Source organism: Lysinibacillus fusiformis (assembly GCF_003049525.1).
Lineage (GTDB): Bacteria > Bacillota > Bacilli > Bacillales_A > Planococcaceae > Lysinibacillus > Lysinibacillus fusiformis.
Map to the genome: position 1 here is coordinate 80,440 of NZ_PYWL01000004.1, position 15,868 is coordinate 96,307.

A 15,868-nucleotide genomic window follows, 5' to 3' on the forward strand; every position below is an offset into this window, starting at 1 on the left:
GAATATTATATTTTCACTACATTCGTTGCTTGAGGTCCGCGGTTGCCTTCTTCTACGCCGAATTCAACTTTTTGGCCCTCTTCTAAAGTTTTGAAGCCATCTGTTTGGATAGCTGAGAAATGTACGAATACATCATTGCCACCTTCAACTGCAATGAAGCCAAAACCTTTTTCTGCGTTAAACCATTTTACTGTCCCTTGTGTCATGTAAACACCCTCCCAAAAAAATTCAACAATCAATTTCTTCAATACATATAAAAAGCGGATTCAAAAGCTGTATTACCTTTGAATACAAGTTTTTAATCGTAGCAATGAAGTAATGTAATTATTAGCTTTATTATAGTACAGAATTGTTTGTATATCCAGTAAATTCCGTTTTTAGTAAGAAAAAATTTACAATTGTAATCTATTAGTAATGAAATGTTCTTCTAGCATTAGTTAATCCATGCTTTTTCCTTTGCTACAATTACTGCCTCTGCACGAGATTCAACGTTTAATTTAACGAATAGTTTCGATAAATAATTCTCTACGGTTCTTTGGGTCACACCGATAGCAGACGCAATGGCTTTATTTGTACAGCCTTGAGCTACGAGCTGTAAAATTTCCTGTTCTTTATCGCTGAGTAATACTTCCTGCTGGGTATTCGGCAAATTGGATCGTTGCTGGACAAAATCTAAGAAGTCTGCTGCCAGTAATATTTCGCCACGTAGAGCTGCTTGAATCGTTTGGATGACTTGCTCTTTTGTAGCTAGTTTTGATAATAAGCCATCAATCTTTTTCTCAATTAATAGCTCATAATAATCGGCAAGCTCGTAGCCTGTATAGAGAATAATGAGGGCCTCTGGTTGTTTTTTCTTGATCATTTCTGCTAGTTGGATACCGTTGATCGGTTTCATATTAATATCAATGAGAAATAACTGAAAGGCTTCCGTATCCATTCTTAGTAAAACTGCTGCACTATCCTGCTCTGTTTCAATCTGGACATTGACTAAATCCTGTAACAATGTTTTTGTACCATCTAAAACGACAGGATGGTCATCTATAATAAGTATGTTCATCATATGAATCCCCGTCCTCTTGTATTTGAATAAAAATATGCATACCTTCATTGTGTCTAGATTGGATGGTGATGTCCCCGTTAAAGGCACGGACACGCTCACGAATTCCATTAATGCCCATGGAAGCTGAGGACTGAATTAAATCCTCAATATCACAGCCTACCCCATTATCTTCATATTGTAGAATAAAGCCTTGAGGTATCGCTCGTAGAGTTAGTGAAACTTCTGTAGCATTAGCGTGTTTAATCGCATTATTTAATAGCTCCTGAACTAGGCGATAGACGACTAGATGGAGCGTGGCATCCTGAAATTCCACTCGTTCAATTTGAGAGCTTACTAAAAAGTCAGCCCGTATTTTTACCTTTTGTATTAATTTTTTTAGGGCTATTTGTAAGCCGAAAGTATCGAGTAATGGTGGACTTAAATTCTCACAATACTCTCGTAGATCCTTTGTGGCATTCAGGAGCTGTTCACGAATATCCAAAATGGTGTCCCTTTGAATAATAGGAGTGCCAGCAAGGACATCGAGTTCTCTTGCTAAATGTAGCTGCTCCTGCAAAATCGTATCATGTAGTTCCTGAGCTAAAATACTCTTTTCCTTCTCAATAATATTCCATAATAGTTTATCAAGCCAAGGAAGCGGTGTATCACTGGTGTTTTTCATATGTTGAACTTCGAGTACTAAATCTTCAATTTGCTGTAAATTATTAATAGACATTGAAACATAAAGTGCGAGTAGCTCTAGCCATAATAATTCTTCCTTTTGTAGCGTATGCTTTATTTCTAACATTATTTTTTCGTCACCTGCATCATGCAGCAGCAATTTTGTGTAGTAGCTTCCGAGCATGGGAGCTGGTGTATCCTCTGTGACCGTTCTTATAAGAAAGGCTGTCGTGCCTAATTTTTCAGTAATTTCAAACTTAAAGCGTTCCAGTAATTCTTGTTGATTTTTAGCCTTGCCCATACGTTGCACGGCGGCATATAAATTATGTACATAATTTCCAGTAGAAGAAAAAATAATTTTTCGATACTTAAAATCAATACGTTCCTTAATATAAAAACTAGCCATCATCACCATGAAAACTAGTAAAAAAATACTTGTAACATGGACTACAGATAATTGACCCATAAACAAAAGGGCAATACCTGTTGTCAGTAGAAGGGCACTGAAAAACGCCAGTGTCGAATAATAACGTAATCGTGATAATTGGTATTCAATATCAAATAATCGTTCATTCACTTGGATGAACAGAAATGAAAAAGGAATAAATAATAAAAATAACGCGGCGATATCAGCATGTAATAACGGCTTATTACCTAAAATTTCAGGTGTCACGAAAAAGATCAGGAATGGCAAAAATGGAATGATAAAGGCTATGGCAATCAACCGAATTTTAGCTAATTTTGTGCGCAAATAACTTGTTAATAAAATATAAATAGCGTACAGCACAAGGATTGCGAATATACCTAAGTTTAGGAGAGGAGTAATCTCTCGGAATGAAGGTATAAAACCTTCCAGAAAGTAACAACCTGGGATGACCAATGATGAAAAATAAAGCCATTTGCTGTCAATATAAGCCCATTTGATTTGAAGGTAACGGAAAAAGTGCTGTAAAAAATGAATGAATAGCACCATGCATAAAATAATACATAGGCCAATCACAATCTGGCCAATAAGATTGCCCCTTGCCGATGCCCCTGTACTAATATAGGCCAACGAACAGGTTAACAAAAATAAAGTCAATAAAAATGTCGGAGGGTTATCTTTATTGCGTTGCCATAAATAAATGGCCACACCGAAAGCTAAAAGAAAATAAAAGATCGGGAATAGAATTTGCAAATATAATTCTTCTGGCATATCAATATGCTTCACATCAATTGTTTGAATAGTCCCATCAGTCTTTTGGATAGTTAATTGTTTAGCACTTCTAATCAGTGAGAACAATCGCACAGAGCGATTTTCCAAAGCTGGCTGCCCATCAATAGCTAGTACAATATCACCCCGTTCGATATTTTTTTGATGAGCCCATGAAGTGTAGTAGCTATCCATAATAGCTGCTTGCCCATTTGTTGTATCAAGGGTGAGACTAATAAACGGTGTTTTTATGGCAATCGCTAATACGTAAATGCCGAGCATTAAATAGGTAAGAAAAATACAATATGTCCATTTTTTCATTTTGAAACCTCTGTTTGCTAGATGATAATAAACTCCTATATATTATCGCTAATTATTGATAAATTTGGAATACCGAAATAGAGGCTTTCGGAAAACCACTATTGCGTTTTCGGAATGACGAAATAGTTTTTTCGGACATGGCTATGATAGTGTAAGTTTAATAATTATGACGAAAAGGGGGACGGTGACGTGAAAAAAGGCGTTTTAACACTAATTCTTTTTTTCTTAATCGCTTTGATTATGATCCCATTGACCACGAAGGCTAAAATGGTTCATGAAGATAAAGTCGAGGTTGAAATTTGTCTAATCGGTAGCGATAACCATTTTGTTTATAAAATTCCAAAGAGATTACATAAAGATATACCCTATACGGAGATGAGAAATGGCATACAAGCATCTTTAGCCAGTCATTGGGAAATTGAAGAAGCTCGCTACGATACGAATAAATCGGATGTTTCCTATACTTTTTACATTCAGGATTTATTCCAAGAAAAGCAAGATGGGCAGCTAAAAGTTGCCATTCCCTATAGTATTTTGGTAGGGATGTTTGGAGAGCAAGATCCGATTCAATTGAAAATTTTAGCGAGTAAGTTATCGAATTGGACGGTGAACACGAAGGATTGGACAGCGCTCGGTTTTATGGAGCCTTTTACTTTTTTAAGTGAACGTCAATATGTTTATGAAGGAGCCGTGAATGATTTATTGAACCAAAGAGTAGGTCATTTTGATGGTACGATTCAGAAACGTCCATTTATCCTTTACGCGGTCATCTATTTTAGTTTTATGGTAGTCCAATTGCTAGCTTGTTTTATTTTATCGAGACGATTAAAAAGGAAAGTCATCAACAATCCAGCCAATTTACATCAGTTCCGTAAACTAAATTATATGTACCAATCATTGCCAATCATGATTATTGTTGCACAAATTGTATTCCTTGTACTTTCGGGCTTGATTACGGCATTCGGTCTTTATTTTAGTCCTGGCATCGATTTATTAGTTATTGTTGGACCTGTTTTATTAAATATCATCTTGCTTCCTACCTTCTTTGTCACAACAGAGAGTGAAATTTCAAGAGAGCTGAAGAACACTTCCTCCCATTCTGGCTTCTAATGAAATAATTTCTTCATACGAAAATACGTGATGAAATGGTATAATGGTCAACAGCAAACTGGAAGGAGCTGTTGAAGAAAAATGACGCATCCAGAAATGGCGTACTTAAATTTACTACAACATATATTAGAAAATGGCACGAAAAAAGAGGATCGAACTGGGACGGGTACATATAGCGTCTTTGGTTATCAAATGCGTTTTGATTTAAGTAAAGGATTTCCTCTTTTAACGACAAAGCGCGTACCTTTTAAGCTTGTCGCGAGCGAATTATTATGGTTCATTAAAGGGGATACGAATATCCGTTATCTATTGCAACATAATAATCATATTTGGGATGAATGGGCATTTAAAAAATGGGTTGAATCAGATGACTATACAGGACCAGATATGACTGATTTTGGTCGACGTTGTTTAGTGGATGACGCATTTAATACATTGTATCAGCAAGAGTTAGCCTCATTTTGTGAGCGTGTCTTAGCATATGATGACTTTGCTCAAAAATACGGAGAGCTTGGCAATGTCTATGGCAAGCAATGGCGGCATTGGACAACTTCTACTGGGGAAAGTATCGACCAGTTGCAGGATGTCATTCATCAAATCAAGCATAATCCAGATTCACGCCGTATTATCGTCAATGCGTGGAACCCAGAGGATGTTATCAATGCAGGTGCGAAGGGCAGTAAAGCCGCATTGCCACCATGTCATGTCATGTTCCAATTTTATGTATCTAATGGCAAATTAAGCTGTCAGCTCATGCAAAGAAGCTTGGACACTTTATTAGGCTGTCCTTTTAATATAGCTTCGTATGCATTGTTAACACATTTGATTGCACATGAGTGTGGATTAGAGGTAGGCGAATTTATTCATAGCATTGGGGACGCGCATATTTATGCGAACCATGTGGAACAAGTAAAAGAACAGCTTGCTCGGGAGCCAAAGGAACTACCGACGTTACACATCAATCCAAATAAAGCATCGATTTTTGATATCGAGCTTGAGGATTTATCAATCGAGGGGTATGATCCACATCCCGCTATTAAGGCTCCGATTGCCGTCTAACATAAACAGCAGCCATTTTGGTTGCTGTTTTTTTTGGCACTATAACTAGGTCAAATTATATGTTTTGCTAAATAGGCTAGTAGTTGGATGACTGATAGCTAGGAAGTTGATTATAGTAATTGTGGGATTGTTAGCATTATTTGGAATGGGTAGTCGGTCAAATTTATGGTAGAGGTGAAAGTTGTGAAGAAAACAATGGTCCTTCCGGAAGTAGAAGAAAATGAGCAACAGTCCGATCATCTAGAACGAAAAAAGGTTTCCGAGCAACAAGCGCAGGACGCTAATACCTCCAATTTATCCCGGCAACAACTTTTCGACATGATGCAAGTGATTGAAGAAATCCGTATTAAAGGCTATAAAGAAAGACTATAAATGTAAGCGCCTTCTAAGCTATAATGGCTGAGGAGGTGTTTTTTTATGAACGTAATCTTTATAGATTCAGTCACGGGTGATGAATTATTGCACATGGTATCACACGACGTGGCAGGTATACTTGCGGCAGCACAGGGGGAAAGCGTGACTTTTCCAGTAGGTCATTTTAAATATGAATTTCATAATTTAGATTTTTATGAGGACAATGGGCAAATACGGCAGGAACTAGTGATTTATGTCAATAAAATCTAAATGTATGTATAGATAAGTCAAGAAACGGAACTATAAAAACAGGTAGTGAAAAGCAATGTGCTTGCTTTTTTATTTACCTGTAACTATAATAGTTACAACAGGTGGTGATACATATGGTGAACAGTCGATTTTCGGTGGCGATCCATATTCTTTCGCTAATTGCTACAACATCTGATAAAAGCTTACTTACGTCCGATTTTATCGCTGGAAGTGTAAATACAAATCCAGTGGTCATAAGACGTATGATTGGTGTTCTGAAAAAGGCAGGCTTACTTTTATCACATTCAGGGGTTGCGGGGTATGAGCTTTTAGTGGAACCAAAGAATTTAACACTTTTAGCAATTTATCAAGCAATCGATGGGCCAGAACAGCTTTTTGCGATTCATGATGAGCCGAATCCAGCGTGTGCAGTGGGACGAGAAATCCAACATACTTTGGAAGATGTGTACACATCTATTTGGCAGGCAATGGAAGCACAGCTAAAGGCACAGACTTTGCAGGATGTGCTAGATCAGCTTCGTACTTAAGCGAAGATGGTCTATCTGTATCTAACCTGTAACTAAAATGGTTACAACTATATATTAAGGAGGAACATACAATGAAAATTGCTGTCATTGGTGCAACAGGTAAAGCAGGACAAAAAATAGTAGAGGAAGCGGTGCAACGTGGTCATGAGGTAACAGCTATCGTTCGTTCTGCCGCAAAAGTAACAACAGCTATCCCCGTAATAGAAAAAGACGTGTTTCAATTAACACAGGATGACGTGAAAGACTTCGATGCAGTAGTGAATGCGTTTGGCGCACCAGCTGGTCAGGAAGATTTACATGTGAAAGCGGGTCGTCATTTAATCGAAATTTTCCGAGACATTGATACAAAATTATTGGTTGTGGGAGGGGCAGGTAGTCTTTTTGTAGACCCTGAAAAACAAATCCGTGTAATGGAAACGCCTGATTTCCCAGCTATGTTCCTAGCAACTGCGCAAAATCAAGGACAAAATCTACAAGACCTACAACAATCTGCTATCCATTGGACATTTTTAAGTCCATCTGCATTTTTTGATCCAGAAGGTCCACGTACAGGTCACTATACAACAGGAGTCGATCATTTATTAGTAAATGAAGCTGGTGAAAGCTATGTAAGCTACGCAGATTATGCAGTGGCAGTATTGGATGAGCTTGAAAATCCTCAGCATCAAAATAGCCGTTTTACTGTAACTTCGAATAAATAATAGAAGAATGAACAAACCAATAGAATGGACCTAATCGGTTTATTCTATTGGTTTTTTTGATTCACAATGAAATTTTTAACGCTATCGCATACAGTTGCCTAATTGTTTTGTATCGAACCTTTATCCGCTAATAATGCTAGGGCATTATTAAAATGTGCTCGGTTTTTAGCGATTTCTTTGCTTTTTTGAAGGATTTTTTTCGTTTACAGAAAAATGACTGTTTACAATACGACTTTTATTAGCTACTATCAAGTGTGAGTATTACATAAAAGGAGACGACAATGATGTCAACACAACGTATAGAAAAAGATTTTTTAGGTGAGCGCGTATTACCAGCAGAGGCTTATTACGGAATTCAAACACTACGTGCAACGGAAAACTTCCCGATTACAGGCTACACAATTCACTCTTCACTTATTAAGGCTATGGGGATTGTGAAGAAAGCAGCTGCGTTAAGTAATATGGAAGTACACCTATTATCAAAAGAAATTGGTGAGGCAATTGTCGAAGCAGCGCAAGAAGTAATTGATGGCAAATGGGATGCAGAATTCCTTGTAGACCCAATCCAAGGTGGAGCAGGTACATCCATCAATATGAATGCAAACGAAGTCATCGCCAACCGTGCCCTAGAAATTTTAGGGAAAGAAAAAGGTGACTATCATACAGTAAGTCCAAACAGTCATGTCAATATGTCACAATCAACAAACGATGCTTTCCCAACAGCCATTCATATCGCTGTGTTAAATTTAATAGATGAATTATTAGAAACGATGGACTATATGCAATCCGTTTTCCATCAAAAAGCAGAGCAATTTGCACATGTCATTAAAATGGGACGGACGCATTTACAGGACGCAGTGCCAATTCGCTTAGGACAAGAGTTCGAAGCTTATTGCCGTGTCATCAACCGTGATATTGTACGTATTCGTCAAACACGTCCAAACTTATATGATGTAAATATGGGCGCAACTGCAGTAGGTACAGGCTTAAATGCTTTCCCAGATTATATTAAATCTGTCGATGAGCATCTTGCAGAAATCTCTGGTTTACCATTAAAGGGTGCGACACATTTAGTTGATGCTACACAAAATACAGATGCTTATACAGAAGTATCTGGTGCGTTAAAAATTTGTATGATCAATATGTCGAAAATTGCAAATGACTTACGCTTAATGGCTTCTGGTCCACGTGCCGGCTTAGGGGAAATCCTTTTACCAGCTCGCCAACCAGGTTCTTCGATCATGCCAGGTAAAGTAAACCCTGTGATGCCAGAAGTACTGAATCAAGTGGCTTTCCAAGTGATTGGTAACGACCATACAATTTCATTAGCTTCTGAAGCTGGTCAATTAGAGTTAAATGTTATGGAGCCGGTATTAGTATTTAACCTAATTCAATCTATCAGCATTATGAATAATGTTTTCCGTGCGTTTACAGAAAACTGCTTAAAAGATATTGAAGCAAATGAAGAACGTATGAAAGAATATGTAGAGAAAAGTGTAGGGGTACTAACTGCTGTGAACCCTCATATTGGCTATGAAGTTGCTGCTCGTCTTGCACGTGAAGCGATTCTAACAGGTCGTTCAATCCGTGAGCTTTGTATTGAAGCGGGTGTTTTAACAAAAGAACAACTGGACCTAATTTTAGATCCTTATGAAATGACACATCCAGGTATCGCTGGCTCAAGTATCATGAATTTAAAATAATTAAATTATAGGGACTGTAGGTATGCCTTTGTGGCTGTCTACAGTCTTTTTTTATGCGCTTTTTAGAACTTTACTCATATAAAAGGGGCTTTTTCTTATGTTTTTTAGGATTATTCAACTATAATAATGGTATGGAAGTAATATTTTAGTTGGGGGAATTTGTTATGAGTTTACGAAATAAGAGTTTACTTGGCTTTTCAGCTTTAAATGTGTTAATGATTATTATTTTATTTTTAGATTTGGCCAATGTAACAACATTAGAATGGCTTGCAACCGTTTTAACCATCTTGGGAATTGCCATTACACTTTCGTACACGGTCTATGTCCATTTTAAAGTGATACAGCCTATTAAACAGTTAACGGAGGCTGCTCAAGGGATTACCTCAGGCAAATTGGATACAGTTGTCATTGAGGTACATGATAATGGGGAAATCTCTCAGCTAGCACAATCTTTTTTAGATATGAAAAATCAATTACGAACAATGACACAAAAAATTGCGAATAGCTCTACGGATTTATCGACAAGTATTGAAGAACTATCAGCAAGTACGAGTGAAATTACGCTAGCTGTGGAAGAAGTAGATCAGCAGATAGAGAAAACATCAGATGGCTTGAAGCAAGCTGCACAATCCGCTAGTGAAAGTGCCCATGCGATGCAAGAAACTGTCGATGGAATTGAACGTATTACCGTTGCTACACAGGATGTTTTTAGTCATGCGAAAGAGGCCAATGAAATTGCCGGAAACGGGGTAGCCATTTTACATGTAGCAAAGGAACAAATGCAATTTATTTCATCATCAACTGACAAAACAAGTAGTCTGATGCAGCAACTATCCACTAAAATGTCAGATATTAAATCGATGACCGATATGATTACAGCCATTACTGATCAAACCAATCTATTAGCTTTAAATGCTGCCATTGAAGCCGCACGGGCTGGAGAACATGGTAAAGGCTTTGCAGTAGTAGCAGAAGAGGTCCGACAATTAGCTGAGCAATCGAAGCATTCTGCTACGCAAATTGTTGACTTAGTAGTAGGCATTGAACATGATACAAAACAAGTCGCTTCATCGGTGGAGGAGGATTTGAAAAATGTTCAGCAAGGTGTTTATGTCATTGATGAGGCGACAAAATCATTCGGGACGATCACACAGCATGTAAGTCGCATGAATAACCAGCTTGAAGACATTTCCGCAACAGCCGAACAGCTTTCCAGTAGCGCAAATGAAGTGGCATCAACGGTCATAACTATTGCGGATGGAATGGGCCGATTATCGAATTACACAGAGTCTGTTTTGCAGTCAATGGATGAGCAAACTGCCTCCATGCAAGCTGTCAATCACGTCACACAGGATTTAAGTGTGCAGGCTGATAGTTTACAAAAATTAACCAATCAATTCGGTGCTTAAGAGGCCCGTGGGAAATTTCAAGGGTTTATAGCCCTGAAATAATGATTCGAAACAAATAAATTTACAAGTTTTTTAGTATAATTTTATTGTTCCTTTACTCCATAGGATAAGAGGCTTTTTTACAGTTGACCAATTTTCTGTAAAATAAGCCTCTTTTTTTATGAATTATTTATAAAACTTGTAAATTCACAGATAAATAAAAATGTTGAATTTTTTAATTTAGTTTCTTATAATGGACTAGCTGTTACCTCTATTACTCACTTCAACTATTGCAACCCGCGTTCGCCGGGTCAACAAGTCATTTCTATTTCTCTTCGCATATCCCTTGCGAAATCATAATTTGTAAGACAACAATTAAATGCTAAAAAAACTAAATGGTATTAAAAAGCTCATCCAATTGAAAGGAAGTATGCTTCGAAAAATATTATTGAAAGATAATTCTGAATATAGGAAAGAGAGAGATTGATTTGAAGCTATCACCAGTAGAACAAGAAAAAATACTCCTCCATGTGGCAGGAGAACTTGCGCTGAAAAGAAAAGCTCGCGGTTTAAAGCTAAATTATCCAGAAGCTGTTGCCCTTATTAGTAGTTTCATCATGGAGGGTGCTAGAGATGGAAAAACTGTAGCACAGCTAATGAGTGAAGCTAAGCATGTTCTGACAGCAGAGGACGTAATGGAAGGTGTCGGTGACATGGTTTCAGATGTACAGGTAGAATGTACCTTCCCAGATGGGACAAAACTTGTCACAGTTCACCGTCCAATTCAGTAAAGGAGTGTTGGCAGATGATTCCTGGAGAAATTCGACCAAAAAATGGTGTGATTGAAATCAATGTGGGCAGGGCAACAAAAAAGGTTTTAGTAGCCAATACAGGTGACCGTCCAATTCAAGTAGGTTCACATTTTCATTTTATCGAAGTGAATCGATTTCTAGAATTTAATCGTGAAGATGCAATCGGTATGCATTTAAATATTCCATCAGGGACGGCAGTTCGCTTTGAACCTGGGGAAGAAAAAGAAGTAGAGCTTGTCGAATTTGGTGGGAAACAACATGTCTTTGGCTTAAATAAGCTAACAGAAGGGTCAACTCACCATAAAGATGAAATTTTAGACAAGGCAATTGAAGGTGGCTTTAAAGGAGCGGAAGAAAAATGAAGGTAACACATGAAGCTTACGCGAAAATGTTCGGTCCTACAGTTGGCGACAAAGTGCGTTTAGCCGATACGGATTTGTGGATCGAAATTGAGAAGGACTATACATCCTATGGAGATGAAGGTGTCTTTGGTGGTGGTAAATCACTGCGTGTTTCAATGGGGCAAAATGGTAAAAATACACGCAATGAAGGTGTGCTAGATACAGTCATTACTAACGTCATCATTATCGATTATACGGGTATTGTGAAAGCTGATATCGGTATTAAAGATGGCCGAATAATTGGTATCGGCAAAGCAGGCAATCCGAATAGTATGGATGGCGTCGATCAGGATATGATTATCGGCGTAGGGACAGAGGTTTATGCAGGGGAAGGGCTTATAGCAACAGCTGGTGCCATTGATACACATATCCACTTCATTAGTCCCGATCAAGTGGAAACAGCCCTATTAGCAGGCACAACAACTTTTATTGGTGGCGGAACAGGACCAGCAGCAGGTTCAAAGGCGACAAGCTTAACTGCTGGTGAATGGCATCTACATCGCATGTTACAGGCTGTGGAAGGCTTCCCAATGAATGTTGGATTACTTGCAAAAGGTAGTGCCTCGGACCCAGCACCAATTATCGAGCAAGTTCGTGCGGGTGCCATCGGATTGAAGATTCATGAGGACTGGGGGGCAACACCTTCCGCACTGGACCAAAGCTTAACCGTTGCAGACGAGTACGATATTCAAGTAGCCTTGCACTCCGATACATTAAATGAAGCAGGATTTGTGGAAGATACAATCAATGCCATCGATGGCCGTGTTATTCATATTTTCCATACAGAAGGTGCTGGTGGTGGACACGCGCCTGATCAGCTAGTAATGGCATCTTTACCAAATATTTTGCCAGCCTCGACGAACCCTACGAAACCATTTACGACGAACACGATTGATGAGCATTTAGATATGCTGATGGTATGTCATCACTTAAAGCATGATGTGCCAGAAGATGTCGCATTCGCAGATTCACGTATCAGACCTGAAACGATTGCTGCAGAAGATATTATGCAGGACTTAGGAATATTGAGCATCATGTCTTCGGATTCACAGGCGATGGGTCGTGTGGGAGAGGTGACGATACGGACGTTCCAAACAGCAGACAAAATGAAAAAGCAACGTGGACCTTTGCCACAGGATGAGGGCAAGGAACACGATAATTATCGCGTCAAGCGCTATATGGCGAAGCTAAATATTAACCCAGCAATCGCACATGGTATTAGCCATGAAGTTGGTTCACTGGAAGAAGGGAAATTAGCCGATATTGTTTTATGGGAACCAGCGTTCTTTGGCGTAAAGGCAGAAGTGGTCATCAAAGCTGGTATTGCCGTTTATGGTATTACAGGTGATCCAAATGCATCCATTCCAACACCGCAGCCAATGAAAGGGCGGCAGACTTATGGCTTCTATGGACAAGGTCCTCAAAATTGTGGTATGACATTTTTACCGAAAATTGCGGTAGAAGAAGGATTGCCAGAAAAATTAGGCTTAAAACGAATGATTGGGACGGTTTCGAATTGCCGAAATATTCGTAAATCTGATATGAAGCTTAATAACGAGACGCCAGAAATTGATGTGAACCCAGAAACATATGAAGTAAAAATTGATGGTGAATTAGCAACATGTGAGCCGGTAGATGTACTACCAATGGCTCAACGATATTTCTTATTCTAAGCAATTAAAGTGAGAGTAACAGCCAATAAAAAGACAATGAGGTGCTAAACATATGTTAATCGAAAAAATTATTGGGAATATTGCCCACGAAGAAGAACATCAACAAAAGACAACAGAATGGATTGAGCTAGAATGGGAGGAATTAAGCAAACGAATTCTTCGCACAGAAACAGATCAAGGTACAGACATTGCTTTACGACTAGAAGGTGATGAACCATTAAAATATGGTGATTTATTATTTGAGGATGATCACCTTCGTATAGCAATTCGTACAAAATTAGAGACTGTCATTGTTATTACGCCCAAAGACATGCATGAAATGGGAAAATCAGCTTTCGAATTAGGAAATCGTCATACGCCTTGCCTCATTGAAAACAATGAAATCATCGTACGAGCAGATCATACGATAAATCCATTATTAGATGAAATAGGGGTGCACTATGAAACAACAGAAAGACGTTTCAAGCAGCCATTCAAATACCGTGGACACTCTCACTAATTTATCGATACTGCAACTTTTACAAATTCATGATTCGGCATTCCCAATAGGTTCATATACACATTCCTACGGTATGGAAACGTATATTCAAGAAGATTTCATTCGTACAAAGGAACAATTAATCGAATTTTGTCAGGGCTATTTATTTCATAATTTAGTGCACGGAGATGCGATTCTTATTCAAGAAGCATTCCATGCAGCAAAAGACAGAGATATTGCTCGTCTTACAGAGCTCGATGAACTTTGTGGGGCTATGAAGCTTGCTAAGGAATCTAAAGAGGCGAGTGTCAATGTAGGGAAGCAATTTGTGCGAACTGTGACACCGCTTATGGAATACCCTTTTTTATCGCAGTGGAAGGAGAGAATCGAGCGTGAAGAAGTGAAGGGACATTACGCCGTGATTTATGGAATCTATTGCGAGGCGCTAGGTGTCAATGTTTTTCACGCAGTGATGACCTTTATGTATGCATCAATTAGCGGCCTAGTACAAAATGCTGTACGTGCAGTACCGTTTGGTCAGAATACAGGTGTCCAAGCATTGAATGAGCTATTGATTTCGGTAGAAGAAGCAGCGCAAACAGTGATGTCATTAACGATGGATGATTTAACGAATAATGCGTTAGGGATTGAATTGGCATCCATGAAACATGAGTTTTTATATTCCAGATTATTTATTTCATAGAAAGAGAGAGGATAACAATGAAACCAATACGTATTGGTATCGGCGGCCCAGTTGGGTCAGGAAAAACATCTTTAGTAGATCAATTAACACGTGTGATGCATGAGCATTATCATGTAGCGGTTATCACAAATGATATTTATACAAGAGAAGACGCTCAATATTTAATAACGAATGGTGTTTTAGAGGAAGAGCGTATTATTGGGGTGGAAACAGGTGGTTGTCCTCATACAGCTATTCGTGAGGATGCATCGATGAATTTTGCAGCGATTGATGATTTAAATAAACGTTTCCAAGATTTAGATATTATTTTCATTGAAAGTGGTGGCGATAATTTATCTGCAACATTTAGTCCTGAGCTAGTGCATGGCTATATTTACGTAATTGATGTGGCAGAAGGACAGGATATCCCACGTAAAGGTGGTCCAGCGCTAACGCGTTCAGACTTACTACTAATCAATAAAACATCATTGGCGCCTCATGTTGGGGTTGATCTAGAAATAATGGATCAGGATGTGAAAAAAATGCGTGGTGGCCGTCCATATATTTTTGCAGATGTTCGTTCACAAACGAATGTAGATAAGGTGGTTGAATGGATTCAGCACCATATGCTACTTGAAGGTGCCGAAGCTGTTGACAACCATGCTTAATCAACCAAAGATCAATCATTTCGGCAAATTAGAAATGGCCTTTGAGCCTAGGAGGGGCTATACAAGACTAGTTCATGTGTACCAGCAGCCTCCCTTAAAGGCTAGCCGTGAATTATATGAAGGTAGTGATCCAACTGCCACAGTATTTTTGATGGAATCCTCTGGTGGGATGGTAGCGGGAGACCGCAATGAAATCGATGTCAAACTGGCACCAGAAAGCCGAGTAAGACTTAAGCAACAATCAGCATTGAAAATCTATCCTTCGCATACAGGTGATCATTGTACCCAGGCTATTACGGTTGAAATTGCTGATGAGGCACGGTTAGAATGGCTTCCTGAAGTGACCATTCCATTTGAACGAGCCAAGTTTCAAGCGTATACAACTATTTACATGAAGGAGAGCTCGACATTAATTTGGGGTGAAATTATCGCACCAGGCCGAGAAATGCGGGGAGAAGTCTTTGATTATCAAGACTACCAATCTAAATATAAGGTTTATGTAGAGAATAAACTTATAGCGTTTGATTCCATCCATTTTAAACCACAGGAAATGAATTTTGCAGCGCTTGGCTTGCTCGAAAAGGCACTCTATATCGGTTCCTTATGGATTGTGTCACCACTTGTGAAAAATATGAACATGAGAGATTTACAGGCTTTGATTCAACAGGAGCAATCTCTTCAGGCAAGCGTAACAAAGCTAACAGATCAGGCGATTCATTGTAGATGGCTCGCCAAAGAGCAACGAACACTTCACAAGGAAATAAATCGTATGTTTGAACATATGACAGCATTACTGTAATTTCTGCTGT

Annotated in this window: 18 protein-coding genes; 15 read left to right on the forward strand and 3 right to left on the reverse strand. The window is 38.7% G+C overall.

Annotation, left to right across the window (positions count from 1 at the left end; genetic code table 11):
* Positions 1 to 5 precede the first annotated feature (5 nt).
* From C9J29_RS11625 to C9J29_RS11635, 3 genes are all read right to left on the reverse strand, one after another.
* Positions 6 to 206: a cold-shock protein gene (locus C9J29_RS11625; RefSeq protein WP_008174868.1), complete on the reverse strand. Its 201-nt coding sequence runs from the start codon at positions 204 to 206 to the stop codon at positions 6 to 8.
* A 227-nt stretch (positions 207 to 433) separates the two neighbouring features.
* Positions 434 to 1,060, reverse strand: a complete 627-nt coding sequence (locus tag C9J29_RS11630) for a response regulator transcription factor (RefSeq protein WP_008174867.1) — start codon at positions 1,058 to 1,060, stop codon at positions 434 to 436.
* A complete protein-coding gene (locus tag C9J29_RS11635; protein ID WP_089984557.1) occupies positions 1,035 to 3,233 on the reverse strand; it encodes an ATP-binding protein in 2,199 nt (732 codons plus the stop codon). The genes C9J29_RS11630 and C9J29_RS11635 overlap by 26 nt, the downstream gene beginning before the upstream one ends.
* A 189-nt stretch (positions 3,234 to 3,422) precedes the next feature.
* On the opposite strand from C9J29_RS11635, the gene C9J29_RS11640 reads away from it, so the two are divergent.
* The 15 genes from C9J29_RS11640 to C9J29_RS11710 all read left to right on the forward strand — a co-directional run bounded on the left by C9J29_RS11640 (position 3,423) and on the right by C9J29_RS11710 (position 15,858).
* Positions 3,423 to 4,343: a hypothetical protein gene (locus tag C9J29_RS11640; protein ID WP_089984555.1), complete on the forward strand. Its 921-nt coding sequence runs from the start codon at positions 3,423 to 3,425 to the stop codon at positions 4,341 to 4,343.
* Between the two features lie 81 nt (positions 4,344 to 4,424).
* The gene (locus C9J29_RS11645; protein ID WP_107922206.1) at positions 4,425 to 5,402 is read left to right on the forward strand and encodes a thymidylate synthase; all 978 of its coding nucleotides are present in this window, start codon (positions 4,425 to 4,427) and stop codon (positions 5,400 to 5,402) included.
* Between the two features lie 183 nt (positions 5,403 to 5,585).
* Positions 5,586 to 5,774, forward strand: coding sequence for a hypothetical protein (locus C9J29_RS11650; RefSeq protein WP_164908709.1), 189 nt, complete (start codon positions 5,586 to 5,588; stop codon positions 5,772 to 5,774).
* A 45-nt stretch (positions 5,775 to 5,819) separates the two neighbouring features.
* On the forward strand, positions 5,820 to 6,026 hold the full coding sequence (locus C9J29_RS11655) for a hypothetical protein (protein ID WP_008174859.1): 207 nt from the start codon (positions 5,820 to 5,822) through the stop codon (positions 6,024 to 6,026).
* A 113-nt stretch (positions 6,027 to 6,139) separates the two neighbouring features.
* The gene (locus tag C9J29_RS11660) at positions 6,140 to 6,553 is read left to right on the forward strand and encodes an Rrf2 family transcriptional regulator (RefSeq protein ID WP_107922207.1); all 414 of its coding nucleotides are present in this window, start codon (positions 6,140 to 6,142) and stop codon (positions 6,551 to 6,553) included.
* 71 nt (positions 6,554 to 6,624) lie between these two features.
* Positions 6,625 to 7,254, forward strand: coding sequence for an NAD(P)-dependent oxidoreductase (locus C9J29_RS11665; RefSeq protein ID WP_008174856.1), 630 nt, complete (start codon positions 6,625 to 6,627; stop codon positions 7,252 to 7,254).
* A 281-nt stretch (positions 7,255 to 7,535) separates the two neighbouring features.
* Entirely contained in the window at positions 7,536 to 8,957 is a 1,422-nt protein-coding gene (gene aspA, locus C9J29_RS11670) for an aspartate ammonia-lyase (RefSeq protein ID WP_008174855.1), read from the forward strand.
* A 164-nt stretch (positions 8,958 to 9,121) separates the two neighbouring features.
* Positions 9,122 to 10,366: a methyl-accepting chemotaxis protein gene (locus C9J29_RS11675; protein WP_090001612.1), complete on the forward strand. Its 1,245-nt coding sequence runs from the start codon at positions 9,122 to 9,124 to the stop codon at positions 10,364 to 10,366.
* 467 nt (positions 10,367 to 10,833) lie between these two features.
* Complete coding sequence (gene ureA, locus C9J29_RS11680; protein ID WP_107922208.1) at positions 10,834 to 11,136, forward strand: urease subunit gamma; 303 nt, start codon at positions 10,834 to 10,836, stop codon at positions 11,134 to 11,136.
* A 14-nt stretch (positions 11,137 to 11,150) separates the two neighbouring features.
* The gene (locus C9J29_RS11685; protein ID WP_008174848.1) at positions 11,151 to 11,519 is read left to right on the forward strand and encodes an urease subunit beta; all 369 of its coding nucleotides are present in this window, start codon (positions 11,151 to 11,153) and stop codon (positions 11,517 to 11,519) included.
* Positions 11,516 to 13,231 carry an urease subunit alpha gene (ureC, locus tag C9J29_RS11690; RefSeq protein ID WP_008174846.1) on the forward strand — a complete coding sequence of 572 codons (1,716 nt, stop codon included), beginning with the start codon at positions 11,516 to 11,518 and terminating at the stop codon, positions 13,229 to 13,231. Before C9J29_RS11685 ends, ureC begins: the two co-directional genes overlap by 4 nt.
* A 52-nt stretch (positions 13,232 to 13,283) precedes the next feature.
* Entirely contained in the window at positions 13,284 to 13,730 is a 447-nt protein-coding gene (locus C9J29_RS11695) for an urease accessory protein UreE (protein ID WP_090001608.1), read from the forward strand.
* A complete protein-coding gene (locus C9J29_RS11700; RefSeq protein WP_237068820.1) occupies positions 13,672 to 14,412 on the forward strand; it encodes an urease accessory protein UreF in 741 nt (246 codons plus the stop codon). The genes C9J29_RS11695 and C9J29_RS11700 overlap by 59 nt, the downstream gene beginning before the upstream one ends.
* Positions 14,413 to 14,429: 17 nt before the next feature.
* Entirely contained in the window at positions 14,430 to 15,059 is a 630-nt protein-coding gene (gene ureG / locus C9J29_RS11705; protein WP_008174842.1) for an urease accessory protein UreG, read from the forward strand.
* Complete coding sequence (locus tag C9J29_RS11710; protein ID WP_107922298.1) at positions 15,052 to 15,858, forward strand: urease accessory protein UreD; 807 nt, start codon at positions 15,052 to 15,054, stop codon at positions 15,856 to 15,858. Before ureG ends, C9J29_RS11710 begins: the two co-directional genes overlap by 8 nt.
* Positions 15,859 to 15,868: the final 10 nt, after the last annotated feature.

What these genes read in the sequence shown, in the direction of transcription:
- C9J29_RS11625 (WP_008174868.1), bottom strand. Translation starts at nt 206, where the DNA reads ATGACACAAGGGACAGTAAAATGGTTTAACGCAGAAAAAGGTTTTGGC.
- C9J29_RS11630 (WP_008174867.1), bottom strand. Translation starts at nt 1,060, where the DNA reads ATGATGAACATACTTATTATAGATGACCATCCTGTCGTTTTAGATGGT.
- C9J29_RS11635 (WP_089984557.1), bottom strand. Translation starts at nt 3,233, where the DNA reads ATGAAAAAATGGACATATTGTATTTTTCTTACCTATTTAATGCTCGGC.
- C9J29_RS11645 (WP_107922206.1), top strand. Translation starts at nt 4,425, where the DNA reads ATGACGCATCCAGAAATGGCGTACTTAAATTTACTACAACATATATTA.
- C9J29_RS11655 (WP_008174859.1), top strand. Translation starts at nt 5,820, where the DNA reads ATGAACGTAATCTTTATAGATTCAGTCACGGGTGATGAATTATTGCAC.
- C9J29_RS11660 (WP_107922207.1), top strand. Translation starts at nt 6,140, where the DNA reads ATGGTGAACAGTCGATTTTCGGTGGCGATCCATATTCTTTCGCTAATT.
- C9J29_RS11665 (WP_008174856.1), top strand. Translation starts at nt 6,625, where the DNA reads ATGAAAATTGCTGTCATTGGTGCAACAGGTAAAGCAGGACAAAAAATA.
- aspA (WP_008174855.1), top strand. Translation starts at nt 7,536, where the DNA reads ATGATGTCAACACAACGTATAGAAAAAGATTTTTTAGGTGAGCGCGTA.
- C9J29_RS11675 (WP_090001612.1), top strand. Translation starts at nt 9,122, where the DNA reads ATGAGTTTACGAAATAAGAGTTTACTTGGCTTTTCAGCTTTAAATGTG.
- C9J29_RS11685 (WP_008174848.1), top strand. Translation starts at nt 11,151, where the DNA reads ATGATTCCTGGAGAAATTCGACCAAAAAATGGTGTGATTGAAATCAAT.
- ureC (WP_008174846.1), top strand. Translation starts at nt 11,516, where the DNA reads ATGAAGGTAACACATGAAGCTTACGCGAAAATGTTCGGTCCTACAGTT.
- C9J29_RS11695 (WP_090001608.1), top strand. Translation starts at nt 13,284, where the DNA reads ATGTTAATCGAAAAAATTATTGGGAATATTGCCCACGAAGAAGAACAT.
- C9J29_RS11700 (WP_237068820.1), top strand. Translation starts at nt 13,672, where the DNA reads ATGAAACAACAGAAAGACGTTTCAAGCAGCCATTCAAATACCGTGGAC.
- ureG (WP_008174842.1), top strand. Translation starts at nt 14,430, where the DNA reads ATGAAACCAATACGTATTGGTATCGGCGGCCCAGTTGGGTCAGGAAAA.
- C9J29_RS11710 (WP_107922298.1), top strand. Translation starts at nt 15,052, where the DNA reads ATGCTTAATCAACCAAAGATCAATCATTTCGGCAAATTAGAAATGGCC.